Annotated in this window: 22 protein-coding genes and 14 tRNA genes; 25 read left to right on the forward strand and 11 right to left on the reverse strand. The window is 30.9% G+C overall.

The window, feature by feature from the left end; translation table 11 throughout:
* Positions 1-86 precede the first annotated feature (86 nt).
* The 6 genes from ABNT61_RS13955 to ABNT61_RS13980 all read left to right on the forward strand — a co-directional run bounded on the left by ABNT61_RS13955 (position 87) and on the right by ABNT61_RS13980 (position 4,536).
* Positions 87-638, forward strand: a complete 552-nt coding sequence (locus ABNT61_RS13955; RefSeq protein WP_348743669.1) for a hypothetical protein — start codon at positions 87-89, stop codon at positions 636-638.
* A gap of 8 nt (positions 639-646) precedes the next feature.
* Entirely contained in the window at positions 647-1,339 is a 693-nt protein-coding gene (prfH, locus tag ABNT61_RS13960; protein ID WP_348723053.1) for a peptide chain release factor H, read from the forward strand.
* A gap of 1 nt (position 1,340) precedes the next feature.
* Positions 1,341-1,868: a hypothetical protein gene (locus tag ABNT61_RS13965; protein ID WP_348743670.1), complete on the forward strand. Its 528-nt coding sequence runs from the start codon at positions 1,341-1,343 to the stop codon at positions 1,866-1,868.
* 621 nt (positions 1,869-2,489) lie between these two features.
* Positions 2,490-2,570: transfer RNA gene (locus tag ABNT61_RS13970), tRNA-Ile, on the forward strand.
* A 302-nt stretch (positions 2,571-2,872) separates the two neighbouring features.
* On the forward strand, positions 2,873-3,973 hold the full coding sequence (locus ABNT61_RS13975; protein WP_348743671.1) for a slipin family protein: 1,101 nt from the start codon (positions 2,873-2,875) through the stop codon (positions 3,971-3,973).
* Between the two features lie 2 nt (positions 3,974-3,975).
* Complete coding sequence (locus tag ABNT61_RS13980; RefSeq protein WP_348743672.1) at positions 3,976-4,536, forward strand: 3'-5' exonuclease; 561 nt, start codon at positions 3,976-3,978, stop codon at positions 4,534-4,536.
* Here the strand turns inward: ABNT61_RS13980 and ABNT61_RS13985 are convergent.
* Positions 4,533-5,105 carry a phosphatase PAP2 family protein gene (locus ABNT61_RS13985; protein WP_348723047.1) on the reverse strand — a complete coding sequence of 191 codons (573 nt, stop codon included), beginning with the start codon at positions 5,103-5,105 and terminating at the stop codon, positions 4,533-4,535. The two genes, ABNT61_RS13980 and ABNT61_RS13985, sit on opposite strands and share 4 nt — an antisense overlap.
* A 1,064-nt stretch (positions 5,106-6,169) precedes the next feature.
* Here ABNT61_RS13985 and ABNT61_RS13990 point away from each other — a divergent pair.
* From ABNT61_RS13990 to ABNT61_RS14055, 14 genes are all read left to right on the forward strand, one after another.
* Positions 6,170-6,242, forward strand: a tRNA-Cys gene (locus tag ABNT61_RS13990).
* Positions 6,243-6,260: 18 nt separating this feature from the next.
* A tRNA-Tyr gene (locus ABNT61_RS13995) sits at positions 6,261-6,343 on the forward strand.
* 7 nt (positions 6,344-6,350) lie between these two features.
* Positions 6,351-6,437, forward strand: a tRNA-Ser gene (locus ABNT61_RS14000).
* Between the two features lie 6 nt (positions 6,438-6,443).
* Positions 6,444-6,515 (forward strand) — tRNA-Arg (locus ABNT61_RS14005).
* Positions 6,516-6,521: 6 nt separating this feature from the next.
* A tRNA-Leu gene (locus ABNT61_RS14010) sits at positions 6,522-6,595 on the forward strand.
* A 5-nt stretch (positions 6,596-6,600) separates the two neighbouring features.
* Positions 6,601-6,673 (forward strand) — tRNA-Asp (locus ABNT61_RS14015).
* Positions 6,674-6,678: 5 nt separating this feature from the next.
* Positions 6,679-6,751 (forward strand) — tRNA-Pro (locus tag ABNT61_RS14020).
* Between the two features lie 95 nt (positions 6,752-6,846).
* A tRNA-Lys gene (locus ABNT61_RS14025) sits at positions 6,847-6,919 on the forward strand.
* Between the two features lie 5 nt (positions 6,920-6,924).
* A tRNA-Leu gene (locus ABNT61_RS14030) sits at positions 6,925-6,998 on the forward strand.
* A gap of 5 nt (positions 6,999-7,003) precedes the next feature.
* Positions 7,004-7,075: transfer RNA gene (locus ABNT61_RS14035), tRNA-Gln, on the forward strand.
* 5 nt (positions 7,076-7,080) lie between these two features.
* A tRNA-His gene (locus ABNT61_RS14040) sits at positions 7,081-7,153 on the forward strand.
* A gap of 6 nt (positions 7,154-7,159) precedes the next feature.
* A tRNA-Phe gene (locus ABNT61_RS14045) sits at positions 7,160-7,243 on the forward strand.
* 32 nt (positions 7,244-7,275) lie between these two features.
* Positions 7,276-7,761, forward strand: coding sequence for a ribonuclease H-like YkuK family protein (locus ABNT61_RS14050; RefSeq protein WP_348710239.1), 486 nt, complete (start codon positions 7,276-7,278; stop codon positions 7,759-7,761).
* Between the two features lie 5 nt (positions 7,762-7,766).
* Positions 7,767-7,838, forward strand: a tRNA-Arg gene (locus ABNT61_RS14055).
* Positions 7,839-7,916: 78 nt separating this feature from the next.
* On the opposite strand, the gene ABNT61_RS14060 is transcribed toward ABNT61_RS14055, so the two are convergent.
* The 9 genes from ABNT61_RS14060 to ABNT61_RS14100 form a co-directional block, all read right to left on the reverse strand.
* Positions 7,917-8,474 carry a carboxymuconolactone decarboxylase family protein gene (locus ABNT61_RS14060; RefSeq protein WP_348743673.1) on the reverse strand — a complete coding sequence of 186 codons (558 nt, stop codon included), beginning with the start codon at positions 8,472-8,474 and terminating at the stop codon, positions 7,917-7,919.
* A gap of 63 nt (positions 8,475-8,537) precedes the next feature.
* Positions 8,538-9,098 carry a TetR/AcrR family transcriptional regulator gene (locus ABNT61_RS14065; protein WP_348710236.1) on the reverse strand — a complete coding sequence of 187 codons (561 nt, stop codon included), beginning with the start codon at positions 9,096-9,098 and terminating at the stop codon, positions 8,538-8,540.
* A gap of 82 nt (positions 9,099-9,180) precedes the next feature.
* A complete protein-coding gene (locus tag ABNT61_RS14070; protein ID WP_348743674.1) occupies positions 9,181-10,209 on the reverse strand; it encodes a cytochrome d ubiquinol oxidase subunit II in 1,029 nt (342 codons plus the stop codon).
* Positions 10,206-11,519 carry a cytochrome ubiquinol oxidase subunit I gene (locus ABNT61_RS14075; RefSeq protein ID WP_348743675.1) on the reverse strand — a complete coding sequence of 438 codons (1,314 nt, stop codon included), beginning with the start codon at positions 11,517-11,519 and terminating at the stop codon, positions 10,206-10,208. Before ABNT61_RS14075 ends, ABNT61_RS14070 begins: the two co-directional genes overlap by 4 nt.
* A gap of 155 nt (positions 11,520-11,674) precedes the next feature.
* Positions 11,675-13,102, reverse strand: coding sequence for a hypothetical protein (locus tag ABNT61_RS14080; RefSeq protein ID WP_348743676.1), 1,428 nt, complete (start codon positions 13,100-13,102; stop codon positions 11,675-11,677).
* 30 nt (positions 13,103-13,132) lie between these two features.
* Positions 13,133-15,256 (reverse strand): Tex family protein, encoded by a 2,124-nt coding sequence (locus ABNT61_RS14085; protein ID WP_348743677.1) that lies wholly within the window; start codon positions 15,254-15,256, stop codon positions 13,133-13,135.
* Between the two features lie 82 nt (positions 15,257-15,338).
* The gene (locus ABNT61_RS14090; RefSeq protein ID WP_348743678.1) at positions 15,339-16,916 is read right to left on the reverse strand and encodes a hypothetical protein; all 1,578 of its coding nucleotides are present in this window, start codon (positions 16,914-16,916) and stop codon (positions 15,339-15,341) included.
* A gap of 20 nt (positions 16,917-16,936) precedes the next feature.
* Positions 16,937-17,839, reverse strand: coding sequence for a histone deacetylase (locus ABNT61_RS14095; protein WP_348743679.1), 903 nt, complete (start codon positions 17,837-17,839; stop codon positions 16,937-16,939).
* A 37-nt stretch (positions 17,840-17,876) separates the two neighbouring features.
* Entirely contained in the window at positions 17,877-19,346 is a 1,470-nt protein-coding gene (locus ABNT61_RS14100; protein WP_348743680.1) for a hypothetical protein, read from the reverse strand.
* Positions 19,347-19,437: 91 nt separating this feature from the next.
* On the opposite strand from ABNT61_RS14100, the gene ABNT61_RS14105 reads away from it, so the two are divergent.
* From ABNT61_RS14105 to ABNT61_RS14115, 3 genes are all read left to right on the forward strand, one after another.
* Positions 19,438-20,619 carry an AraC family transcriptional regulator gene (locus tag ABNT61_RS14105; RefSeq protein WP_348743681.1) on the forward strand — a complete coding sequence of 394 codons (1,182 nt, stop codon included), beginning with the start codon at positions 19,438-19,440 and terminating at the stop codon, positions 20,617-20,619.
* 104 nt (positions 20,620-20,723) lie between these two features.
* Positions 20,724-21,206, forward strand: coding sequence for a DoxX family protein (locus ABNT61_RS14110; RefSeq protein ID WP_348743682.1), 483 nt, complete (start codon positions 20,724-20,726; stop codon positions 21,204-21,206).
* A 1-nt stretch (position 21,207) separates the two neighbouring features.
* Positions 21,208-21,588 (forward strand): hypothetical protein, encoded by a 381-nt coding sequence (locus ABNT61_RS14115; RefSeq protein WP_348743683.1) that lies wholly within the window; start codon positions 21,208-21,210, stop codon positions 21,586-21,588.
* A gap of 30 nt (positions 21,589-21,618) precedes the next feature.
* Here ABNT61_RS14115 and metG read toward each other — a convergent pair whose 3' ends face one another.
* Complete coding sequence (metG, locus tag ABNT61_RS14120) at positions 21,619-23,673, reverse strand: methionine--tRNA ligase (protein ID WP_348743684.1); 2,055 nt, start codon at positions 23,671-23,673, stop codon at positions 21,619-21,621.
* Positions 23,674-23,833: 160 nt separating this feature from the next.
* On the opposite strand from metG, the gene ABNT61_RS14125 reads away from it, so the two are divergent.
* Positions 23,834-25,327 carry an ankyrin repeat domain-containing protein gene (locus ABNT61_RS14125; RefSeq protein WP_348743685.1) on the forward strand — a complete coding sequence of 498 codons (1,494 nt, stop codon included), beginning with the start codon at positions 23,834-23,836 and terminating at the stop codon, positions 25,325-25,327.
* Between the two features lie 9 nt (positions 25,328-25,336).
* Positions 25,337-25,822 (forward strand): DUF2271 domain-containing protein, encoded by a 486-nt coding sequence (locus tag ABNT61_RS14130; RefSeq protein WP_348743686.1) that lies wholly within the window; start codon positions 25,337-25,339, stop codon positions 25,820-25,822.
* Positions 25,823-25,832: the final 10 nt, after the last annotated feature.

Below are 25,832 nucleotides of genomic sequence, written 5' to 3' on the forward strand. Positions count from 1 at the left end.
GAGAAGAAGTAATCTTACGCATATAGATTAACAGATTGCTTCATTTCTCCCGAAGTTTCAGGATATAATGACAAAAACAAAAAACTATGGGAGCAAATCATAACACAAAAAGATACGGAGAATTATGGCCTGATTACCGTATAGAATTAGGCTTAAAAATATTAGAAAAATTAAAGCAATGGATTATCGTTTCTGGAGGATGGGCATGGCATTTTATGTCAGAAATGAATCATAAAGAATATAAACATGCTCATGATCATAAAGACATAGACATTTTTGTGAATCCGAAGAATGTAGGAATTGTAATGCAGATTTTATTGGAAGAAGGATTTCAAAAAGTTTGGACGAGATACGATAAACTACAAAGTGATGAAAACTTTAGACGATACGAAAAAGTAGAATGGTTAGATATTGGAAGAGAAGTAAGAATCACTATCGATTTTTTTGAATCAAAATCGCTTAAGACTATAGAAGTGAATGGATGGAATGTGGTTGATCCACAAACCTTATTGAGTTTCTATTCAAACATTCATTCAAGTGATAAATGTTGGGCGGTAAAAGGAGCATTACAATTATTATCGGAACATAAAAATCCAGTTGGTAATCCATTGTTGTCTAAAAATCCTTTAGAAGGATAGTTTAAAACATGGAAACAAAAACAATTCAGTTTACAGCAGGGCGTGGTCCGGCAGAATGTACTTGGGTAGTTGCAAAAGTTTTAAAAACGTTCATTAAAAATAGTTCCAATGCGGGAATATCATACACTATTCTGCATCAAGAAAAAGGAGTTGAGAATGGAACAGTTCAGTCTGTTTCATTACAACTTAAAGGTCAAAACCTAACACTCTTTTTAAAAGATTGGTTAGGAACAATTCAGTGGATTGGAAAATCAACTTTTAGAAAATACCATAAACGTAAAAATTGGTTTATCGGTTGTTTTGAATTAAAAGAGTTGAAGACTTTAGAAGTTTTTGAGAGAGATATAGAGTTTCAGGCAATTCGTAGTTCTGGACCTGGTGGTCAACATGTAAATAAAGTGAGTTCTGCAGTTCGAGCAAAACACATTCCAACAGGAGTACAAGTGCTAGTTTCAGAAAGTAGATCGCAACATCAAAATAAAAAGTTAGCGATTAATCGATTAAAAGAACAGTTGGCAAACTATAATATTCAGCAATTACAAAAGAATATTCAAGACGAATGGGAAAATCATTTGAATTTAGAAAGAGGTAATCCAGTTCAAATATTTACTGGTACAGATTTTAAAATTCAGAAGAAAAAGAAAAATTATAAATCAAAACGCGGTCAATTAAAAAGTGATTTGCGAAAAGAATTAAACTAAAATGAAAACACTAACGAATAATTACATTTTTAAGGCATTGGATGCATATCCATATGAGCTAGAAGAAGCAATAGAAGCGTTAACCTATGCCTTGGCATACGATGAAAAAAATGTTATGGCTTTATGTTTAATGGGAAGAATTTATGCAGAACGTTTACATGATTTTGAAAAAGCTAAGGAGTATTATGCAGAAGCAATCACAGAAAATATAAATGCTTTTCACGTATATCCACATTACATTAATGTATTGCTTTGGAATGACGACAATCAAGAAGCGGAGAGATTAATAGATTTTGCATTAACAATTAAAGGCGCAGACAAAGGAGTTTTATACGTAAAGAAATCGCAGTATTTAGAAAAATGCAGAGCATATAAAAAAGCATTGAAAGCTTTAAAAGAAGCGAAGCGAGTTACTTATAATAATGACTATTTATATACAATTGATCAGGAAAAGGAACGTATAAAAGGGAAAATGCCTAAAGAGAAAAAGAAAGAAAAAGGTAAAAAAGAAAAGAAAAAGAAAAAATAATCTTCACTACGCAAAAAGAATGCGCAATAGCATTACATATTTGCAGTGTAATTATGAAAAAGAAGAAGAAAAAGGCTTGAAAAAGCGAAAGTAGAAAAAGAAAAAGCCTCATCATAACAAATGGATTATGATGAGGCAAATTAAAATCCTCTTTAGCTCAAAAGGAAGAGCTGTGGTAAAAGACCTTTGTTTCGTAGCCACGGAGTGATTGGATGATGTTGTTAGTAACTTGCATACTAATGAATAGAATTTGCAGAAGCACCGAAATTAAAAGTTTAAGAGTAGGGAAGCGCATTTAGAGCCAGTCAGCCTTATTTTTAAGGAGTATCAGTTCGAATCTGATAAGAGGAACAAAAAAGTTCATTAAAATATTTAAAATATCAAACGAGTCTTGTTGCGTGTTTCTGTATAGCACCATTGTATACAATCGTGCAAAATTTGTATTCGCTTTTGTATATGCAACTTGATTTGAAGGTTTCGATTATTAACCAAAAAATAATCATCACTCTATAGGTCACGGGTTCGAATCCCGTCATAAACATTGTTTATGTAGTTCAGTTGGTTAGAACGATAGATTTTTTAATTGTGTGGGTTCGAATCCCACTCTCGAAAATTCGGGATGGCGAAATGGTAGACGCGCTAGACTGATAATCTGGTAATTGAGGTAAGCTTAACGGCGAATCGGTTCGACTCCGATCCAAAGCTCATCACCTTGTAAAACTGATGTAAGGAAAGAAAGTTGGTATGTTCTGAATGAGTTCTTAAATGAACACTTTGATAATAACCTTGAGATTTTCAATACTAAAATTAGAAAGTAATAACTTTTTATAAATCAGTTGATGTCAATTTAGATTTCAATCCATTTTTAAAAACAAATTATCACCTTTTTTTAGATTGTTTATTTCCGTGCTTTGAAAAGCATTTAGGCATATCGCTTTTTATAAAAATTGAAATAAGAATGTTTTAGTATTCACTAAAACCAAACAAAAAATAAAACTAGAAAAATGAAAAGAGTAAGAATTAATGCAGGAAAAGTAGGATTGGTTTTCAAAGGCGGAGACTATCAAAAAGTAATTACACAAGGAAAGCATTGGTTGTTTTTAAACCAAAATGTAGTTATGTACGATTTAACTCAAGAATTTAGAACGTCAGTAGCGTTAGAAATTTTATTAAAAGATGAGGTTTTAGCTAATATGTTAGAACTTGTTGAAGTTGATGATAATGAGTTAGTATTGGTTTATGAAAACAATAACTTCAAAACTACATTACAAGCTGGACGATATGTGTATTGGAAAGGTTTGGTTGATAGAAATTTCAAAAGAGTTGATTTAAGTAAAATTAACATCACAGAAAATATTGAGAAATCATTATTTAGAAATTACGAATTGTCAAAATATATCAGAGTATTTGAAGTAGCAGCTTATGAAAAAGCAGTATTGTTAGTAAATGATGTGTATACAAAAACCTTAACAGGTGGAACTTACAGATTCTGGAGAAACGATACTACTATTAAAATTGCAAAGGCTGATACAAGACAGTTACAAATGGAAATTGCAGGTCAAGAGTTATTGACAAAAGACAAAGCAAATATTAGAATTAACTTTTTTACTCAGTATAAAGTTACAAATATTGAAAAAGCACTTTTAGAAAATAAAGACTTCGAAAAGCAATTGTACATATTGATGCAATTAGCATTAAGAACTTATGTTGGTACTTATAGTTTAGACGAGTTATTAGAGAAAAAGGAAAACATTGCAACTGCTGTTTTTGATCAAGTTTCTAAAGAAGCTGGTCAATTAGGTGTTAAAATAATTAACTGCGGAATTAGAGATGTGATTTTAACTGGAGACATGAAAGAAATCATGAATCAAGTATTAGTTGCACAAAAAAGAGCACAAGCTAATATTATTACCAGAAGAGAAGAAACTGCTTCAACAAGAAGCTTGTTAAATACAGCTAAATTAATGGAAGACAATGAAATGTTGTTCAAGTTAAAAGAAATGGAGTATGTTGAGAAAATTGCTGATAAAATTGGAGAAATTACAGTTTCTGGAAACGGTAATATGGTGAAACAGTTGAAGGACATATTCACGGTAAATAAATAGAAATGAATAAGAATAAAATTATAGTAATAGATATAGAAGCTACTTGTTGGGATGGAAAAATTCCATCCGGACAGGTAAGCGAAATTATAGAATTTGGCATCTGTATTTTAGATACCAAAACAGGAGAAATTTCCAAGAATAAGGGAATTTTAGTACAACCTGAACGATCGGAAGTAAGTTCGTTTTGTACACAGCTTACTACCATAACACAAGAACAATTAGATAAAAACGGAGTTTCATTTAAAGAAGCTTGTGATATAATTAGAAAAGAATACAATCCTAAAGAATATGTTTGGGCGAGTTACGGTTTCTATGATTTAAAAATGATTAAAAATCAATGTAAAATTAGAAATGTTGAATATCCGCTTTCGCACGAGCATATCAATGTAAAAGAATATTTTTCAGAAGTAAAAGGTTTACCTAGAAAAGTAGGAATGAAAGGAGCATTACAAGTTCTTAATATAAATCTTGAAGGAACGCACCATCGAGGTGTAGACGATGCGAAAAATATTGCCAAAATTCTTAATTGGACTTTGAAAAATGATAGACTTGCTAATATTTAAAAAGTATAAGTAACTTTCAATGTAGGTGTGTCATCCATAAAACCAGAAGAAATATTAATATTATTTTCTTTGTCAAAAGGTTTTGTGAACAAGTAACTCATTCCTGTTCCAATAATTGCTCCGGCTAAGACATCCCACTCATCATGTTTGTTGGCTTCAATTCTAGAGAATCCAACATATCCTGCAAGTACATATGCAGGAACACCATATTTCCAGCCATATCTTTTTTGAATAAAAGCAGCACTAGCAAAAGAAACTGATGTATGTCCTGATGGAAAGCTATTTAAACTTTCTCCGTTAGGACGTTCTTTATCTATCAATAGTTTCAATCCCCAAGTTATAGCAATTGTACTTACTAACGACTTTGAAAACTGCCAAGTTCCTTTTTGACCATCTTTCCATATAAAAGTTGAGGTTAATGACAAGGCAGGAAGTAATCCAACCAAAACATCTCCAGAGGTTTTATGAAATTTCTCAGAAGAGGTTAGTTCTTGCTGAGCAAAAGAATTTTGATTTACTAAAATGAATATTCCGAAGAAGAGTAATATAAAACGTATTCTTTTTGTCATATTTCAATGTGGGTTAATGTAAAAGAAATGCAATCTGAAGCGCTAAAAATACTCTGATTTCTTTTTGTTTTGGATATCAGTAAGATACTAAAAAATGTTTAACTATTAAAAGTACATAATTGATCTTAGTTCACATTTTAATTCATATATGCAAAAAGAATGCGTATTTAAGTTTGATTTTTGTTACAGAAAAGGATTTGAATACTTTATAGATACTATCAAAAGGTGAAATGACTATTCAAATCGAAAAAAAAACTTAGTTTTGTAACTGAAAATGAATATAACAGCAATACATAGCAAACAATTAGGACTTTGTTCTTATGATTTTCGCCCGAGAATTTGGCGAAAAGGATGCTGTGTATTCAATATTTAAGTATGATTTATAAAATTTAGAAAAGAAATATATACAAATGAAAGCGTCCAATTGAATTGGACGCTTTTTTTATGAAAAAAATTTAAGAAAGAAAATGCTCAACTAGTAGAAATAACATAAAGCGATAAAAACTGAAAACAATTGAGAGACAGGCCTTTGTAAAAATGTTTAGAATCCGTTGAAAAACGGACAGGAAATCTATTGTCTTTATTTAATATAAATAATTGATAATCAGGTAAATAAAATAAATTTTTTCTTGTGTAATTGAAAAATACATTCCATATTTGCAACGTCAAAACGAAATAAAAAAAGACACTTATAAAAACAATATAAAATGAAACAATATTCAAAACATAGTATAACAAATCAGTTCCGATATAGTGATCCGGGATTTGGTCTTCAGTTATGTGGAGATAGACTATTCATTTTATTAAAGGAGATATATTACGATGATATAAACTAATAATAAGTTTATACAAATAAAATTAAAAGCGTCTCCTTAAAAAGAGATGCTTTTTTTATGAAATAGAATTAAGGAAGAGCAAGCCAATTGGCGGTGGCCACGGTTTTGAAATGAGTTTACGAATTCAAGGAGTCCATAAGAAACTAGAATTATTCGAGTTAAAACCGTTCGGAGTTAACGATTCGTGTGGGTTCTCCCGAAATTTCGGGACCACTTCTTGCGCAACATAACAAGGTGGCTGAAAGGTTAAGGCAGCGGACTGCAACTCCGTTTTTTATGAGTTCGAATCTCATCCTTGTTTCAAAGTTCATTGACAATAGGAAGTGTTGAGCAATTGGTTGGCTCGCCAGATTGTAAATCCGGTCTTGAATAAGCGTGTAGGTTCGAATCCTATCACTTCCACAAAATTGGAGAATAGGTAAATATTGGTTTGTTACGCTTAACTGCTAATTAAGTCCATGTAATAATGGTGAAGGTTCGATTCCTTTATTCTCCGCAAAATACATCTATAGAGTAATGGATAGCACTAGAGCTTTCTAATCTCTTAGTCTAAGTTCGAATCTTAGTAGATGTACGAAAAGCTCCACTAGCCCAACTGGCAGAGGCATCACGTTTAAGCCGTGTTAAGTCTTGGTTCGAATCCAAGGTGGAGTACAAATGGTTCATTGTGGTTAATGGTTAACCTTCCCGACTGTCTCTCGGGAGATACGAGTTCGATTCTCGTATGAACCGCAATACTGGGAAGATAACGATTGGTTGTTTACCTGCTTTGGATGCAGGAGGTTGTAGGTTCGAGTCCTGCTTCCCAGACAAATTTTAGAAAGGAGAGTGTGTTTAATGACTTGGGATGATTTATAAATTATCATGGCTAATAAAGAAAAAGAAAATTCCCAAGTCATTTAAAATGAGGTATAACTCAGTTGGCAGAGTACTGTGCTTTTAACACAGGAGTCTTGGGTTCGAATCCCAATGCCTCAACAAAAGCAGGAATGGCGGAAATGGCATACGCGTCTGATTTAGAATCAGAATATTGAGAGTTCGAATCTCTCTTCCTGTACTAATAAACCTGTGATGTAAAGGTTAGCATACAAGATTTTGATTCTTGTTGTATAGGTTCGAATCCTATCGGGTTTACAAATGGTGGTTTTAGTTTAACTGGTAAAACGTCTCATTGTGGATGAGAAGAATAGGGTTCGAGCCCCGAAATCACCCAAAAACGGAACAATAGCAAAGTTGGTCAATGCGTCGGTTTGAAGCACCGAAGATATAGGTTCTCCCGACATTTCGGGACTATTTGTTCCACAAGAAAAAGAGAATTTTAAGAGAAGAAAAAAATGAAAATTGTTAATCAGAATTGGAGAAATTTTAGTGGTAAAATTTTTCAAGAACCAATTACAGAAATTGTAGAAAAAGCAATTGTAAGAGAATTAAGTGAAGGATATAAACTTAAAGTATGTGTGGGATCAGATTCACAAGCTTATAAATCTCACATTGAATATGCAACGGCAGTTGTTGTATTGAGAGAAGGAAAAGGAGGTTTTATGTTTATGAAAAATTTAAAAGGGACTAAGCAAATTGGTATTAAAGAACGTATGCTAAAGGAAGTAACAATGTCGGTAGAAGTTGCATATGCAATTTGCAATATTCTAGATAAACATAATGTGAGTTTGGAAGTGCACGCAGACATTAATACAGATGCCAAGTTTCAATCAAATGTTGCTTTAAAAGATGCTATGGGATATATTTTAGGGATGGGATTTGAATTTAAAGCTAAGCCTCATGCTTTTGCGAGTTCATCATGTGCTGATAAAGTAGTATAATATTTAAGCATATAGTTTAACGGATAAAACGTTAGGTTACGACCCTGAAGATGCGAGTTCGATTCTTGCTATGCTTACTATTAGTTTATTGGGGAAAGGGATGTGAAAAAGAAAAGCCTTGTCATAAGTTGATTATGATAAGGCTTTTTGTTTGTTTATACAGTTGCTTTGCTCCAAGCAAAAGGTTTAAATGGTGCATCAATAGGTGTTTGTGCAATGTGATTAGTGTAGTTACTAATAGTTTTTTGTGCTAATCCTAATATAATTTCTAGAACTTGTTGTTGTCCATAACCGACGTTATAAAAACGTTGTAATTCTTCATCTGAAATATTACCTCTAGTTCTAACAATACTTAATGCTGTATCTCTTAGAACTTCTAACTTTTCTGTAGGTAACTTTGTTTCATTTCGTAAAGCATCACTAATTGTAGTATCTACCTTCATCATATTGGCAATAGCCGTATGTGCAGGAACACAATAATGACATTCGTGCTCAACATTAATAGCTTGCCAAACAACAGTTAGTTCTTCAGCAGTAAAAGAAGAATTAGAGAATAGCTCATGTAATTTTTGATATGCTTCAAATGTTTCTGGAGATGAAGCTAATACACCATGTAAGCCAGGAACCATTCCATATGCTTTTAGTGATCCTTCTAATAATGGTTTGCTCTTTTCTGGAGCTGTTTCAATTGTGTGAATTTTTAAAGTACTCATAATTATTAATTTATATTTATTTTATTTCTAAACGATCGGTTAGTTATAGGTTAAAAAAAATGACTATAGATTTCTAAAAGTCATTTCAATATAATCTTTAATTTCATTTCTGTTATTTACTCTTGTCGCTGCGGCCAATCCATGTTTTGCTAAAAGTAAGAAGTTAGCTTGCTTACGAACGGTTTCGTCATCCTTGGATGAATCTTGAAGTTTATCAATAAAAATTTGTTTTAGATTTTTCATGAAATTATGAATCAAATCATTGATGCTCTCGTCATTTTTATTGGAAAACTCATTATATGTATTGGTTATTAAACATCCTTTATGATTCCCATCAACATAGCAAACATCTACAGAGTCGTAGAAAAATGTTTTAATATCTTCAATACCACCTTCACCTTGTTTTAGCTTATTAAACATACTTCTAGTTTTTTGATTATAGCTTTCTAAACTTTTTAAAAAAACACCATGCTTACTTCCAAAACTTGAATAGATAGAAAACTTATTAATACCCATCTCTTTCTCCAGCATTTGCATTGAAGTATTTTCGTAACCATTTCTCCAGAATAATCTCATGGCTTTATCCAAAACTTCAGCTTCTATGTATTGTTTTTTTCTAGACATAAATAATTTCTACGACACAAAGCTAAACAATCGGTTAGAAATAAAAAAATGATTAGGATTTTTTTAACTTTTAATGATAGAATTAATGGGTTTGTTTCTCTAAAATCTTTATCATTTTAAAAGATTTTAATAAGTGAAATAGTCCTGGAACAATTAATAAACCACCTACCAATAAAGAGATTCCTAAAACATTAATAACTGATTCTGGTGCAACTTTTTCTAATAAATTTAAAGTACCACTTTTAGTGATTAATAAACTAGGATAATGCGGATATAAAGCTACTGTCATAATTAATAGCACTTGAATCCCTGCAAAAATTCTACTGGCAATTCGAATTCCTTTTTTGACAGTATACCATAAAGGATATAAAAATGCTGCAGAAACTAAAATTAATCCAATACTAACACTATGGCTAGTTATTCCATGAACAAACTCTACGTTATTAACATAACCATAGGCAATCGTAATGAATCCTAAAACGACAACAACAATAGTCGCAATTTTAGCTTTCCTTACATAAACAGGATATCCTTCTTCATCTGCTTCACCAATAAGTAAAACAGCAGAAAGAAAAGTACATAGGCTTGCAAAGAATAAGCCCACTAAAAAAGAGAATATATTTAACCATGGATGAATATAAGCTTCTACAAAATCAAGAGGTACGTCTTTAGTAATTAAAACAATTTTACCACTTACCATTCCTCCGAAAATCATTCCTAAGAATATAGGTGTAATTAAACTAGAAACATGAAATAACCAATTGTATACACGTTGAGATTCATCAACGTAGGCATCATAATGTCGAAACACAAAAGCAACACCGCGTAAAGTAATTCCTAATAACATTAAGGTAATTGGAATATGTAATGAAGTTACCATTACTTTATAATATAGCGGAAAGGCAATCCAAAGAATTACTATTAAAATAATAACCCAAATATGATTTGCTTCCCAAACAGGACCCATAACGCGATAAATCGTCTTTTTAGTAATTTTTTGATTGTCTTCTGAAGAAAATAATTCTAGAATACCAGCACCGAAATCAGCTCCACCCAACAACACATATAACAGTAAAGAGAAAAACAGAAAAAATAAAACTACTGAAATCATAAGCTAGAAATTGGAGTTGAGTTTAACGATTTAATTTGTCGACGTAGTAACCAAGTAACAGTAATTGTTAGAATAGTATATAATACAACATATAGATAAAAACTGTATACTATTCCTGGCATAGGTGTAACAGCATCTTTGGTTCTCATTATTTTGTGAATAATCCAGGGTTGTCGTCCAACTTCTGTAACAATCCAGCCTGCTTCTAAAGCTATAAAACCAGCAGGTGCTAAAAACGCAAATACTTTCCAAAAGAATTTCTTATCAAACCAATGTTTCTTTTTCCAGTTTGAGAAGAAAAAGAAAATACCAGCAAGCATTAATAATCCACCAATTCCTACCATAATTTGAAAGGCATAGTGAACAATAGCTACATTCGGAATTTCATCTTCTGGAAAATCATTTAACCCTTTTACTTCTGCATTAAAATCACCAAAAGCTAAAAATGAAAGTGCATTTGGAATTTCTATTTTGTATTTAACTTCTTTCTTTTCTTGATCTACAATTCCTCCAATATATAAAGGAACACCTTTAGAAGTTTCATAATGAGCTTCCATAGCGGCTAATTTTACGGGTTGGCGTTGAGCAACATCTTTCGCAGAAATATCACCACTAATAGGTTGTAAAATTGCAGCAATTGCTCCAAAGGTTATCGCAATTTTAAATGCCTTTTGATGCAATTCTTTTTGTTTATTTCTAAGTATTTGAAAAGCATGAATTCCTGCAACGGCAAATCCTGTTGCGGTAAAGGCAGCTAAAACCATATGTAAAGCTTGAGTAAACCAAGCAGGATTTAATAAAGCTTTTACCGGATCAATGTTTAGGAATTTTCCATCTACATAATCAAACCCAGAAGGAGCATTCATCCATCCATTTGCGGAAACTACAAGTATACCAGAAGCGACACCTGCAATTCCAACTATAATTCCAGTAAACCAATGAAATTTAGGAGGAATTTTATTCCAGCCATATAAGTAAAATCCAAGTGCAATTGCCTCCACAAAAAATGCAGCTCCTTCGAGCGAAAACGGCATTCCAATTATAGGTCCGGCATGTTCCATAAATTCGGGCCATAATAAGCCCAATTCAAAAGATAACGCAGTTCCTGAAACTGCTCCGGTAACAAAGAAAATGGCAACACCTTTTTGCCAAGCTTTGGTAAGTTTTAGATATACTGGATTACCTGTATTGAGCCACTTTTTATGAGACACAACCATAAAAAAAGGCATCACCATTCCAATACAAGCAAATACAATATGAAAAATTAGCGTGAATGCCATTTGAAGTCTTGCAGCATCTAAATTTTCCATAACAAAATGTTTAAAAAGATAGTTCCGTAAATTTACGAAATTATCAGCTTTTAAACACCTTTTTTCATGCTCAATTGTATACGTTTTCTAGCTAAATTTATTCTTCTTAAAGACTGCTATTTATAACAAACAGTAACATGATATACCAATATTTACTATCTTTCATCAATCCAACCATCGAGATCAGTTGGGATTTTTTTGTCTTTATATAGTTTCAAAAATGATTCTAGATTTTTAGTTACAAAAGAGACTTTTTCATTTTCGTCTATTCTAATAATTTGCTCACTATATCCTTTTTCACCAGGTAATAAGTCAATAAAATATTTGTATGTATTATCTTCATAGAATAAAATCCAAGAAGTACTATTTTTTAGTGGAATTATTTTTCCTTTTGTATTCAATTTATTTTTACCAAAAATGCTGTCATAATTTGAGTTTTCAAAAATGCCGTTTATATTAGAACTCCCATTCATTATTTGTTTATAACTTAGGAAAGGACCATAAGTATTGTTATAAAGAAGAAATACTCTAAGAGATTTAGGAATTAATTTATTAGTGTTTTTTAAAAATTCGTAATTATGTTTATATTCTATGGGATAAGGTTCGTCTTGGTAAGTAAAGTCATATTCTTTTAAAATTTCAGACCATAATTTTTCTATTTTTATAGAATCAATCTCTAGTTTTTTAGGTCTTATTTTTTTGAAACTGTTTAAAGTTTTTATTTTAAGATTGTAATCTTCAATTTCCTCTTCTGATGTTTGATTGTATGGGAATTCAAAAATTGGAAATCCATGATCATTTTTGGAATCATAATAAAATTGAAGTAATAATTTTTCTCTCTCTCTTTGATCGAAATATTTTAAAGATTTATTATGACTAATATGTAAGTCGCCATTCACAAAAAGGCCGATGTAAATATCAGTTGTATTGTTATGAAATTTATCTATTAAAAAAGATTCAAGTTCTTTTATAACAATCATATTATTAATCCGAGACCTAATGTCAGTTTCAAAATTTTCCGAAATATTCAGTAAAACTAATAGTTTTTGTTTGCGAATTTTAGAATATAACGAAACATCACTAAGTTTTATATTGAATTTAGGAAATGGAAACTCTTTTTTTATAGTATAACTAATGGAGTCTATGTTCCTGTTTGGAGACTGACTTAATTTTGATTTGTCAATATCATAAACTTTTTTTAAGGAATCAGTTTTTCTATTCAATTTAGCTTGTTCTTTGCTATATAGATCATGACGTTCATATTGCTTATATGAACTAATAACAGAATTAACTGAAGAATAGAGCATAATTATACCTAATAATATAAGAGAAGAAAAATGCCAAATAGGTCTTTTTAGATTTACTTGTTCATCGCTAAATTTTAAATCCTTTTTAGGAAAACCACATGATGTACAGATAACCATAATATTTTTCCCAAGAGGAATAACAGGTATCCAAAAAACATGAAAATAACTGGCTTTTCCCGTTACTCGATGTCTTCTACTTTGATTACAATTAGAACAATTAGTATGTATTTCTTTTCTTTTTAACTTTGAAGATCGTATCCCAAAAACTACTAGCATTTTTTTACTTTTTTGAGTAAATATATTGTTTTAATTTTTCATGCTCAATTGTATACGTTTTCTAGCTAAATCTATTTCTAAAACTTTTACTTGAACTTGTTGTTGCAAACGAACTATTTTATTGATGTCTTCAACAAAAGTATCCGACAAATTTGAGATGTGAACTAAACCGCTTTCTTTAATCCCAATATCAACAAAACATCCAAAATTTGTAATGTTATTTACGATACCAGGAAGCACCATTCCCATTTTTAAATCGTCGATGGTTTTTACTTCCTCACTAAACGAAAAAGCTTTCGCTTTTTCACGTGGATCTAAACCTGGTTTTTCCAATTCTTTTACAATGTCTTTTAGCGTAGGCAAACCAAAATCTGAAGTAACATATTTATTGAGTTGAATCTCTTTTAATTGCTTTGTGTTTCCAATTAAATCTTCTGTTTTTAACCTTAGATCTTTAGCTATGTTTTTTACCAAAGAATAACTCTCTGGATGCACGCTTGAATCATCTAAAGGATTTGCACCTTGTTTAATTCTTAAAAATCCCGCAGATTGCTCAAAAGCCTTTCCTCCTAAACGAGCTACTTTTTTAATATCGTTACGTGTTTTAAAGACACCATTTTGATTTCTATGATTTACGATGTTTTCCGCTAATTTTGGTCCAATTCCAGAAACATAACTTAATAAAGAAGCACTTGCGGTATTAATATTTACACCAACTTTATTTACACAATGTTGAACTACGGTATCTAAAGACTTTTTTAGCTGATTTTGATCCACGTCATGTTGATATTGACCAACACCAATTGATTTAGGATCTATTTTTACTAGTTCCGCTAAAGGATCTGCTAAACGTCTTCCGATTGAAACTGCACCACGAACAGTTACATCTTCATTAGGAAATTCGTCTCTTGCAATTTTAGAAGCCGAATATATAGAAGCTCCAGCTTCATTTACTACAAAGATTTCAAGATTTTTTGTGAGAGCAATATTCTTTACAAATCGCTCTGTTTCTCTTGAAGCAGTTCCGTTTCCAATGGAAATAGCTTCGATATTATATTTTTTAATTAGGTGTTCAATGGTGTAAGCTGACTCTGTAGTTTTATTTTGAGGAGCGTTTGGGTAAATTGCGGTGTTATGCAGTAATTCACCTTGTTCACTCAAACAAACCACTTTACAACCTGTTCTATACCCTGGATCAATAGCTAAAATTCTTTTTTCTCCTAATGGAGCTCCTAATAAGAGTTGTTCAAGATTGTTTTTAAACACTGTAATCGCAGATTCATCGGCCTTTTCTTTAGCAACATTCATTGCTTCAGTAGTTAATGAAGGTAATAATAAACGTTTGTAACTATCGTCAATTGCCAATTGAATTTCAGCGCCACATTCATTATTACTTCGAATTAATTTACGATCTACTTTTTCTAATACACGATCGTCGTCAATTTCAACCTTAACTCGAATAATTCCTTCTTTTTCTCCCCTTAAAATTGCCAATAAACGATGCGAAGGAATTCTACTTAAATTTTCAGACCAATCGAAATAATCTTTGAATTTTTGAGCATTTTCATCATCTTTTTTCGTTTTTACAACTTTGGTAACAATTGTAGAAAAGCGTTCTAATTCTCTACGAATTAAATTACGGATATCCGTTCGTTCATTAATCCATTCAGCAATAATATGTCTAGCACCTTCTAGAGCTTTATCTTCATTTTCAACCTTGTCATTTACATACTTAGAAGCTATATAATCTAAATCATCAGATTTCTGACTCATAATGATTTTTGCTAATGGTTCTAATCCATTATTTCTCGCAGTTTCAGCCTTTGTTTTACGCTTTTTCTTATACGGTAAATAAATATCTTCTAAAGTCGTTAAATCTTGTGCATTTTCAACTTTTGATTGTAATTCTGAATTAAGTACTTCTTGTTCTTCTAACGCTTTAAGAATAGCTTTCTTTCTTTTCTCTAATGTTTCAAAAGCTTCTTTTAATGCTACAATTTCTCCAATTTCAACTTCATCTAAATTTCCAGTTCGTTCCTTACGATAACGAGCAATAAACGGAATTGTACAATCTTCATTCAACAATTCAACCGTATTTTGAATACTTTTTTGAGCGTAAGAAGTTTTTGAGGATATATATGAAATTAGCTGCATTGACGGTACGTATTTTAAAAATGAATTTAGAGTTACAAAGAAACAAAAAAGAAGGATTTTAATATTCCTTTTTCTTTCATGTTTAAAACTTGTAAAAGTAGTAGGCTTTAAAGTTGCTTGAATAAAAGCCTAGTATAGTTTCGTTACCAATATTAAATACATTTATCGCTTCTTGTTTTCTAATGGCTTGATTATTCTCGTAAATATCTTCATCTCTTGGTGATCTTTTAGAGAAGTTGTAATCTTGAATTTTATCGTAAATGTTTTTTTCAATATTTCCTCTTAAATGATTAAAGTTATTATCAAAAAGACACTTTATGTGAACAGATTTGTTTTTTAAATAGGCTCCAAAAGAAGAGGTGTTTGTACTTGAGTAAATTGGACTTGCAGAAATACCCCATGCAGCACCCATTAGTCCTCCTCCAATTACCCCAGCCACAAAGGTTCCAGAAGTAACAAGTTTTCTACCTCCAATTGTTATTTCATATCCAGTAGTATTTCTAAAAGCCGAAATTCCGATTTTAGAAGAGGATATTTTTCGCAGAAATTGCTTTGTTTTCTCTAATTCTCTGTATTGCTTAAAGTCACCACCTTTTTGAATTATTGGCGTATTACTGAACTGTATAGGTTCTTTATTTTTAATATTAAATTGTTTAATTAAAGCCTTATTTTTCAAATTATAAATATTAAAAACTAGTCTTTTTTTGGTTGAGGTTATTAAAAGTAAAAAATGATCAATTATAAATGAATTAGATGTCTTATCTGATTTTTTAGATTCAAATAAGGGTTTTTCAATTTTTTCATATTTATACTTTCCAGTATTCAGATCTAGATATAAAATTTGAGTATAGAACTTATTCTTATCGAAAGTTATAACAACATCATTTTTTCTAATATATAACTTACTTAATTTCGATGCAGTTTCTATTGAAATAGGAGACGTTTGTTTTCTTTTATGGGTTGTTGATAAGAAACCATATTCTAGATTTGTATCGTAAGATTCTTCACTTACTTTAGTTAATTCGAAAGCAATATTTTTAATTTCTCTATGTTCTGGGTTTGAATAATCAGGAATTAATTTTTTAAGAGAAATTTCTTTGTCTTTTGTTATGAGGAATTTTTCATTACTAAAGTCAAAATTGAATGAATCACTTGATCCATTTGACTTATAATTTCTTGAAACAATATTATATGAATTCCTATCTAAAAAAAGTAAGTGAACTTTATTGTCCCTACTTATACTTTGTAAGAAAATTAATTTTTTGGCGCTAAAAGTATCTTCTAATAAAGAGGTTTGTCCATTAGAAAAATTAAAAGTAATTATCGCGAATTTACTTTTATTCTTATCTGAAAGGATAATCTTGAAATTATTATTAGAATCATACATTTTACCTAGAACTAAACTATATTTTTTATTCTTCTCATCTAATAAAAGTTTAGTTTTAAGATTAAAGTTTTGATCTAATAGAAACCCATAAATTCTTTTCTTTTCAATTAGAAAGGTTCCTATGTTTTTTGTTTTCTTGTTAAAAACAGAAAAAGACTCAAGAATATTTGCGTCATTATTTTTTAAAGTATTTATAAATGAACCAATTTCTTCTTGGGACGAACTGAAAAAATGAATTGATACTAATAGAAATGTAAATACTTTTTTACGCATTTTTTTTTCGCAAAAATAAACTAAAAAAATATTTCTTGAGCTAAACGAAAAGTATTCGCGTGAGCTTGAACAATGATATTAATATCACGAGAATATCCGCCACCCATGCTACACATAACTGGGATTTTTTCATCGAAACAAGTCTGTAAAACGAATCGATCTCGTTCTTTACAACCTTTTGATGAAACGCTTAGTTTACCTAGTTTGTCACTTTCTAAAATATCCACACCACATTGATAAAAAATAAAATCTGGTTGGTGTTCGTAGATTAATTTTGGTAATGTGTTTTTTAATAGAGAAAGATATTCTTCGTCTCTGGTTTCATTCTCTAGTGGAATATCTAAGTCAGATTGTTCTTTATGAAATGGATAATTGGTTTTTCCATGCATAGAAAAAGTAAAAACAGAAGGATCATCTCTGAAAATTTCTGCTGTACCATTTCCTTGATGTACATCTAAATCAACAATTAATGCTTTTTCTATGAGTCCTTTACTTTGGAGATAACGAGCGGAAACTGCCTGATCATTTAGTAAACAAAATCCTTCACCACTATCAGTAAATGCATGATGTGTTCCACCGGCAATATTCATGGCAATTCCATGTTCTAAGGCAAATTCAGAAGCTTTCATACTTCCATCTGTAATAATCATTTCACGTGCAATTAGTTGTTCATTTAACGGAAAACCAATTTTACGCTCTTCTTTCTTTGAAAGTGTTATGTTTAATAGATCGAAAAAATATTCAGGAGTATGAACCGAAAAGAAATGTTTGTTATTTGGTATTTCTGGTTCAAAGAAATTATCTTCTGTACATGTTCCTTCATGCACTAATTGTTGTGGAATTAAATCGTATTTATCCATTGGAAATCGATGATTATCCGGCAATGGATGATTGTAAATAGGATGGTACGCGATTTTAAGCATTCTTATTCTAAAGAGATATTCAAAACTATTTAATTTATTAGAATGCTAAAAATTTATAACTATTATTTTGTCGGTCGTAATAACTATAAATTGTTTTTTGATTTAGCCTGAATAAATGACTCTGATTCGTATTAAGTTTAGCCTTTTTAATATGTCTATTTATTTTATGATAAATGTTTTCTTGAACTTTCGAATTTGTAATATTTAGCTCCTTGTCGACTGCATAAGTAAGGAAGGTCGATTCAACATTTCGGTATACATTCAAAATATAAGAATGTGGATCCAAAAATCCTCTGTAATTATTCACGGAATATAAAGCTGCGTTATCTGTCATATTCACACCCATTGTCGGATTATCTAGCGTTGCTGGCTTTTTACCTCCAACAGTAATCGTAAATCCATCAGAAAGTTCATTAACAAAAATTCCGATATCACTAAATAACAAGGTTCTAAAGAATTTCTTCTTTGATTTTTGAGAACTCTTTTTCTCACCATCTAGTAACAATTTATAATTATTGAATGGAAAAGACGTATTTGATGAGATCGTATAACTTTTGATGAGTTGATCATTCTCTAAATTATGTACATCAATTTTTAGTTCATCTTTGGTACAAGCTGCAGCGAATAATAAATTATTTATAAGAAATGAATTCGTGGTTTTTTTAGTGCTCGGAATTTCAAAGAATGGTTTTTTAATTTTTTGAAGTGAAAAGGATTCTTTCTTTAAGTCGAGAGATAGAATTTGAGTGTAGAATTTGTTTTTATCCAACACTATTTTGATGTTATTTTCACTGGCATATAATTTCGTGAAATCCGTTGCGCTTTCAATAGGAATATGTTGCAGTTTATCTTTTTCTAATTCGGAAGTTTGATATTCTAATGAATGTAGTTTTGTTATTGTATAATCATTATACAATACGTTGTATAATAACTTAGAAAGGGTAGTTTCTATAGTATCATTTAAAAACAACTTTACATTTTTAATGTTGAACTTTTTTAAAGTTGAATTTCCGTCGTTGAAATAGGTTTTTACAACTAATTCCGATGTTTTTTGTTTTAAAAAAAGCAAATGAGATTTATCTCCCATATTTAAAGTTTGTAAAAGCGTCATTCCTTTTGAATAAAAACGATCATTTTTATAATAAGCTGTATCCTTTTTAAAGTCAAATTCTATTAGATCAAAACTTTTAAGATGTTTGTTTGATACAATAAAAGTGTAGGTGTCTTCTGTGAATGTCTTACCAACAATACCGCTAAATTTACTATTTCTTGGTAATGTTAATTCATTTTTAGGTTCAAACTCAGCATTGGTTAAATAACCATAAATATTGTATTGATCGCTAATGAATGTAGCAATATCATTGTTTTTATGATTTACAATTGTTAGGGATCCGCGTACTTTTTTGCTTGTTTCTTTTAATGAATGTTCGATTTCACCAATCATTTCTTGTGAAAATCCGAAACAACTACAAAATAAGATTAAAACTAGGGGTAATTTTTTAATCATATACCAACATTTAATACGCTAATTTACATAATATTAAAGAAACCTTATAGCATTGCTTGAAGTTGGCAGACTATATTTTTTATATTTGAGTATGATATTACCACTTTCTACTTTTCCAGATTTCAATTTTTATAGTACTCCATTATTAGTTTTAGTGGTTCAAGGAGTGCTACTATCAGGTTTATTATTTGCGAAATTTAGTAAAGGGAAAAACATATCTCATTTTATATTAGCATCAATTTTACTCTTAGTTTGTTATCAACAAATCTGTTATACGGTTGGTTTTATGGGATGGTACAATGTTTATAAAACCACTAAAATAAATTATTGGTTAATGCCAATAGCTTTGGCTTTAGGACCGTTGATTTATTTTTATGTAAAATCTATAACGCAGTCTAATTTTAAATTTAAAAGAAGAGATGTTTTACATTTTGCATTGGCTATTTGTCTAATACTGTTTAGAGTGTTTATTTATATCTACGATTCGTTACAACCAGGTTTTAATGATAAGCAAAACGGAGTTTTAAAAATTGCCTTAGATGAAAATATAGTACAACCAGTTTTGGTATTTTTAGATTTCTCGGTTATGCTATTGTATTTGGCATTTACTTTTCAGCTATTTTACAACTACCGAACTAAGATTAAAGAGTACTTTTCTAATACCTACAAACTAGAACTGAATTGGGTGTTAAGTTTTCTAATAGTTTTCACTTCACTTTTTTTATACAGTAGTATTCAAACAGTAATAAACGTTGCATTTATTGAATTGAGTTATACACAACAATGGTGGTTGAATTTGTTTATGGCGATTATTACCATTTATATTGGAGTGAGAGGTTATTTTACAGATACAGGAAAACTGAATAATTTGTCATTTAGTTTTACTCCAAATGAAATTAAAACTGTTCAAAAAGAAACAAATCAAAACATATCAGAAGATGAAGTTCAGTTGATCTCTGAATTTATGAAAACCGAAAAACCATATTTGAATTCAGAGTTAAACTTGTCGGATTTAGCTTCGGAATTAGAAATGCATCGTAATGAACTTTCTCAAATTATAAATAAAGGCTTTCAGAAGAACTTTAATGATTTTATTAATGAGTTCAGAGTAAATGCGTTTAAAAAAGAGCTAGAAAATGGAGCTCATAAACAACTTTCTCTTTTAGGAATTGCTATGGATTGTGGGTTTAATAGTAAAGCTACGTTCAATAGAGTTTTCAAGAAAATAACCAATACTTCACCAACCGAATTCTTACAAAATTTACCAAAATAAGACGTCTCAAATCGTAAATGAGCCTTCTAAATACGTTATAAGTCGTCCACGCATAAGTAATTTGAAATCTTTGTGTCATCAAAAATGAGATAAAAATTTTACTTATGAAAACTGTTCTTAAAAAATTAATTACACCTGTATTACAAAAACATTGGGTAGTAGATTTACACTTTGCAATTATCCGATTTATATGTGGAATGTTACTAACAATAGATTTCGGTGCCAGTAAGTTTGGAATGCCATGGACGCCGGCAGACCGCAACCTAAGTTTATTTGAAGTTTCAGCTTGGTTTCCAGAAGACGTGGCAGCTTATGGAGGAATATTCGCGTTATTTCCGGTTTTCTTCGCTTGGATGGGTGCTTTTAGTGAAGCTGTTGGAGGATTATTATTAGCATTCGGATTCAAAACAAGAATTACATCTTTTTTAATTATCTGTACCATGTTAGTAGCCATTTTTATGCAAAAATGGAGTCAAGGAACTTGGGGAATGTTACCAGCCATGGGATTCCTATGGATGGCAACCTATAACTTATACTTAGGATCAGGAAGATTCGGAATCGATTATTTAATATCTAAAAAATTATAAAATGAAAAAATTAGCAATACTTATAATAGCAATAATTACAACAAGTTGTGTGCAAGAACAACATCTAAAAACTGTTCAAGTAAAGATTGACATGAGGGGGGTAGAAGATGTAAAATCTATTGGTGTAAAAGGAAATTTTACCAATCCTCGATGGAAAGTAGAAGTGCCATTGACTGATGAAGACAAAGACGGTATTTATGAAACATCATTGTCCCAAAAAACTGCAGTTTCTGGAATTGAATTTAAGTTTGTAAAAAACGGTGAAATCTATGAATTAAAAGGTAAACCAAATAGAGTTCTACGGTTCGAATATAAACCTGAGAATATAATATACGCTACAAAATTTAATGATATTGAAAGTGTAGTGATTCAAAGAGAATAAAAAAAGAGCCTTGAAAAAGGCTCTTTTTTGTTAGCAGACCTGTCCGCCGTTTTGTACTTTTTGTTGTGGCTCTACAAAAGCTAAAGTTCCATCTTCAGCATCTGTCATTAAAATCATACCTTGACTTTCCACACCACGTATTTTTCTCGGAGCTAAATTACATAATACAGTAACCTGTTGTCCAACGATATCTTCTGGTTTAAAACTCTCTGCGATACCAGAAACAATGGTTCTAACATCAATTCCAACATCAACTTTAAGCTTCAATAATTTTTTAGTTTTCGCTACTTTTTCTGCTTCTAAAATAGTTCCAATTCGAATATCCATTTTAGTGAAATCATCGAATTCAATAGTGTCTTTTTGAGGCTCTACTTCTTTGTTGGCAGCTTCATTTACCTTTTTAGTATCGGCTAACTTCTGAATTTGAGCTTCAATAGTTTTGTCTTCTATTTTTGAGAATAACAATTCCGCTTTACCAATTTGATGTTCTTCAGGTAATAAAGCTTCCTTTTCAGTTACGTCATTCCAGCTTAAGTTTTCATCAACTTTTAAAATTGATTTTAATTTTGATGAAGTGAATGGTAAAAATGGTTCAGAAACTATAGAAAGCGCAGCAGCAATTTGTAAAGCAACATACATAATAGTTTTTACACGTTCTTCATCCTCCTTAATTACTTTCCAAGGCTCTTCATCTGCTAAATATTTGTTTCCTAAACGTGCTAAGTTCATTAATTCTTGAGAAGCTTCTCTGAATCTATAACGTTCAATAGATTTTGCAATAACATCAGGAAATTGTTTTAATTGCTCTAAAACATCTTCATCTACTTCTGAATAATCTCCTGGCACAGGAATTATTCCGTTATAATACTTGTTCGTAAGTACAACAACACGGTTGATAAAGTTTCCAAAAATGGCAACTAATTCGTTATTATTTTTAGCCTGGAAATCTTTCCAAGTAAAATCGTTGTCTTTATTTTCAGGAGCGTTTGCCGTTAATGTATAACGCAATACATCTTGCTGTCCCGGAAACTCCTCTAAATATTCATGTAACCAAACCGCCCAGTTTTTAGAAGTTGATAACTTATTTCCTTCTAAATTCAAAAACTCATTTGCTGGAACGTTTTCTGGTAAAATATATCCACCATGAGCTTTTAACATTGAAGGGAAAATAATACAGTGAAATACAATATTATCTTTTCCAATAAAGTGAACTAATTTGGTATTTTCATCTTTCCAATAGTCTTCCCAATTCTTACCTTCTCGAGTAGCCCATTCCTTTGTAGAAGAAATATAACCGATTGGAGCATCAAACCAAACGTATAATACTTTTCCATCAGCTCCTTCAACAGGTACAGGAATCCCCCAATCTAAATCACGAGTTACCGCACGAGGACGTAAACCATCATCAATCCAAGATTTTACTTGTCCTAATACATTAGATTTCCAATCACTTTTATGACCTTCTAAAATCCATTCTCGTAAGAATGCTTCGTGCTTATCTAAAGGTAAAAACCAGTGTTTTGTTTGTTTTAAAACAGGAACATTTCCTGTAATTGCCGATTTAGGATTAATTAAATCTGTAGCATTATGACTTGTACCACAGTTTTCACATTGGTCACCATAACTTTCTTCAAATCCACATTTCGGACATGTACCAATAACAAAACGGTCTGCTAAAAACTGATCCGCTTCAGCATCATATAATTGTTCAGAAACTTCCTCTACAAACTCACCATCTTCATACATTTTCTTAAAAAACTCAGAAGCAGTTTCGTGATGAATTTCAGCAGAAGTACGTGAGTAGTTATCAAATGAAATTCCAAAATCTTCAAAAGATTGCTTAATAATTCCGTGATATTTATCGATAATTTGCTGAGGTGTAACACCTTCTTTCTTCGCACGCATAGGAATAGCAACACCGTGCTCATCTGATCCACAGATGTAAGCCACATCATTTCCTTTTAAACGTAAAAAACGTGCATAAATATCACCAGGCACATAAACTCCAGCTAAATGACCAATATGGATAGGTCCATTTGTATACGGTAATGCAGCTGTAATTGTATATCTTTTTGAAGAACTCATTGTTAGTGTAAAATCTTAAATATTTTGGGTTACAAATGTAGTTAATAATTTGTTTGAGCGTCTTGTTTTTACGGTCATAATGTTAAATCATGCTAAACAATCTAAATTAATTTAGATTAATTATAAATAATACTATATTTGCACTTCTAAATTCAGTATTATGAAAGTAAAATCGTTACTAATTTTTGTATTTGCTTCAATGCTTCTTCAGGCGCAAAAAAGTAAAAATATATTCCTTGAAAGGTCTTTTTGGAAATCAAAACCAACCTTAGCGTTAGTAAAGCAGAAAATCGCAGAAGGAAACGATCCGACACAGTTAAACAGACATAGTTTTGATGCTATTGCTTATGGTTTATTGGAAAAATCTGATGTTGTTAGTGATGATATTATTAAATATTTACTTACAATTAAAGGAAATGGCGTTAATAAAATTACCCATGACGGAAGAACTTATATTTTCTGGGCAGCTTATACCAATCGTGTTGAATTAATGAAGTATTTGGTTTCAAAAGGAGCTAAAACAGATATCATTGACAGTCATGGTTATTCAGTTTTAAATTTTGCCGCAACAGCAGGACAAACGAATAGGAAGTTATATGATTATCTGATTTCGCAAGGAGCAAATCCTAAAATAGAGAAAAGTAAAAGTGGAGCAAATGCTTTACTTCTAGTGATTCCTTCGCTAAAGAATTTGGATCTGGTAGATTATTTTGTGTCTAAAGGATTGAAACTTACAGATACTGATTATAAAGGTAATGGAGCCGTAAACTATGCAGCGAAAAAAGGAAATAGAACCATCATTGATTTATTAATTAAAAGAGGATTGCCATTTAAAGAATTAAATAAAAATGGTGGCAATGCCATGATAATGGCTTCGCAAGGAGGAAGAAGAGGATATAATTCTCTTGAGTTTTTTAAATATTTGGAAGGATTAGGAGTTCAAGCGAATATAAGGAATAAGCAAGGTTTAACCCCGTTACACAATTTTGGGTATTCAAATAAAGATATTGAGACTATTCAATACTTTATTCAAAAAGGAACAGATGTAAATTCCAAAAATGAAGAAGGTAATACAGCTTTAATGAACGCAAGTTCTAGAAACTCCTTAGCGGTAATTAAATTACTTAGAAAACATACTAAAGATATTAATGAGATAAATACAAAAGGACAATCTGCGCTTACAAGAGCGATGAGGAATACACCCGAAGTTGTTAAATACTTATTAGAGCAGAACGCAAATGTTTATGTAAAAGACAAAAAAGGAAACAATTTAGGATACTATTTGGCACAAACGTATTCTTCAAAAAAGGAGAAAGAATTTACTTCAAAAATTCAATTGCTTCAGGAAAAAGGTTTTGATATTACGACACCTCAAAAAGATGGAAATACATTATTACATCTTGCTGCTGATAAAGGTGACGTATCATTATTAAAATTTTTGAAAGCATTTAATATCAATGTAAATGCAAAGAATAATGATGGTGTAACTGCATTGCAAAAAGCAGTTATGGTGGCTAAAAACCCAAAAATAATTGAGTATTTATTAAGGCAAGGAGCAGATAAATCGGTAACAACAAGTTTTGATGAAACGGTTTTAGATTTGGCAAAGGAAAATGAACAGTTATCAAAGTTTGATTTAAGTTTTTTAAAATAATTTGAATACATGGGAGTACTAAAAAAAATTACAGGAATACTATTATTATGCGCAATTACTTTTGCTTTCACAACTATTGAACGCAGTAAGTACAAATGCATGATTCAGTTAAAGAATTATGATGGTGAAGGAGCATATGTCGTAGTTTCACTTTTAGATAAAGAGGGTAAATATCTAGAAACACTTCAGGTTTTAGGTGATGATGATGAATGGTATCATGAAATTTATCAATGGTGGGATTTTTACGGAAAGAAACGCAACGATATCGATGCTGTTACAGGAGCAACAATTAGTGGCGGTCAACGTGCTATAAAAGTTTTAGAAATTGACGTTGATAAAATTGATGCTGGTTATAAAATTCGTTTTGAGACAGCAGTGGAAGATCAAGAATATTATGCAGACGATGTTGAGTTTGAACTCACATCAGCAAACGTGAAGAATAAGTTCGAAGGAAAAGGCTTTATTCGTTATGTAAGAATGATGCCGCAGAATTAATCAAAATAAC

This window comes from Tenacibaculum sp. 190524A05c (genome assembly GCF_964036595.1).
Classification (GTDB): Bacteria; Bacteroidota; Bacteroidia; order Flavobacteriales; family Flavobacteriaceae; genus Polaribacter; species Polaribacter platacis.

Excerpts from the sequence above, each read along its gene's own strand:
- ABNT61_RS13965 (WP_348743670.1), top strand. The coding sequence starts at position 1,341 with ATGAAAACACTAACGAATAATTACATTTTTAAGGCATTGGATGCATAT.
- ABNT61_RS14100 (WP_348743680.1), bottom strand. The coding sequence starts at position 19,346 with ATGATTAAAAAATTACCCCTAGTTTTAATCTTATTTTGTAGTTGTTTC.
- ABNT61_RS13980 (WP_348743672.1), top strand. The coding sequence starts at position 3,976 with ATGAATAAGAATAAAATTATAGTAATAGATATAGAAGCTACTTGTTGG.
- ABNT61_RS14050 (WP_348710239.1), top strand. The coding sequence starts at position 7,276 with ATGAAAATTGTTAATCAGAATTGGAGAAATTTTAGTGGTAAAATTTTT.
- ABNT61_RS14090 (WP_348743678.1), bottom strand. The coding sequence starts at position 16,916 with ATGCGTAAAAAAGTATTTACATTTCTATTAGTATCAATTCATTTTTTC.
- ABNT61_RS14130 (WP_348743686.1), top strand. The coding sequence starts at position 25,337 with ATGGGAGTACTAAAAAAAATTACAGGAATACTATTATTATGCGCAATT.
- ABNT61_RS14070 (WP_348743674.1), bottom strand. The coding sequence starts at position 10,209 with ATGATTTCAGTAGTTTTATTTTTTCTGTTTTTCTCTTTACTGTTATAT.
- ABNT61_RS14110 (WP_348743682.1), top strand. The coding sequence starts at position 20,724 with ATGAAAACTGTTCTTAAAAAATTAATTACACCTGTATTACAAAAACAT.
- ABNT61_RS13955 (WP_348743669.1), top strand. The coding sequence starts at position 87 with ATGGGAGCAAATCATAACACAAAAAGATACGGAGAATTATGGCCTGAT.
- ABNT61_RS14080 (WP_348743676.1), bottom strand. The coding sequence starts at position 13,102 with ATGCTAGTAGTTTTTGGGATACGATCTTCAAAGTTAAAAAGAAAAGAA.
- ABNT61_RS14115 (WP_348743683.1), top strand. The coding sequence starts at position 21,208 with ATGAAAAAATTAGCAATACTTATAATAGCAATAATTACAACAAGTTGT.
- ABNT61_RS14125 (WP_348743685.1), top strand. The coding sequence starts at position 23,834 with ATGAAAGTAAAATCGTTACTAATTTTTGTATTTGCTTCAATGCTTCTT.
- ABNT61_RS14095 (WP_348743679.1), bottom strand. The coding sequence starts at position 17,839 with ATGCTTAAAATCGCGTACCATCCTATTTACAATCATCCATTGCCGGAT.
- ABNT61_RS13975 (WP_348743671.1), top strand. The coding sequence starts at position 2,873 with ATGAAAAGAGTAAGAATTAATGCAGGAAAAGTAGGATTGGTTTTCAAA.
- ABNT61_RS14085 (WP_348743677.1), bottom strand. The coding sequence starts at position 15,256 with ATGCAGCTAATTTCATATATATCCTCAAAAACTTCTTACGCTCAAAAA.
- ABNT61_RS14075 (WP_348743675.1), bottom strand. The coding sequence starts at position 11,519 with ATGGAAAATTTAGATGCTGCAAGACTTCAAATGGCATTCACGCTAATT.
- prfH (WP_348723053.1), top strand. The coding sequence starts at position 647 with ATGGAAACAAAAACAATTCAGTTTACAGCAGGGCGTGGTCCGGCAGAA.
- metG (WP_348743684.1), bottom strand. The coding sequence starts at position 23,673 with ATGAGTTCTTCAAAAAGATATACAATTACAGCTGCATTACCGTATACA.
- ABNT61_RS14065 (WP_348710236.1), bottom strand. The coding sequence starts at position 9,098 with ATGTCTAGAAAAAAACAATACATAGAAGCTGAAGTTTTGGATAAAGCC.
- ABNT61_RS14060 (WP_348743673.1), bottom strand. The coding sequence starts at position 8,474 with ATGAGTACTTTAAAAATTCACACAATTGAAACAGCTCCAGAAAAGAGC.
- ABNT61_RS13985 (WP_348723047.1), bottom strand. The coding sequence starts at position 5,105 with ATGACAAAAAGAATACGTTTTATATTACTCTTCTTCGGAATATTCATT.
- ABNT61_RS14105 (WP_348743681.1), top strand. The coding sequence starts at position 19,438 with ATGATATTACCACTTTCTACTTTTCCAGATTTCAATTTTTATAGTACT.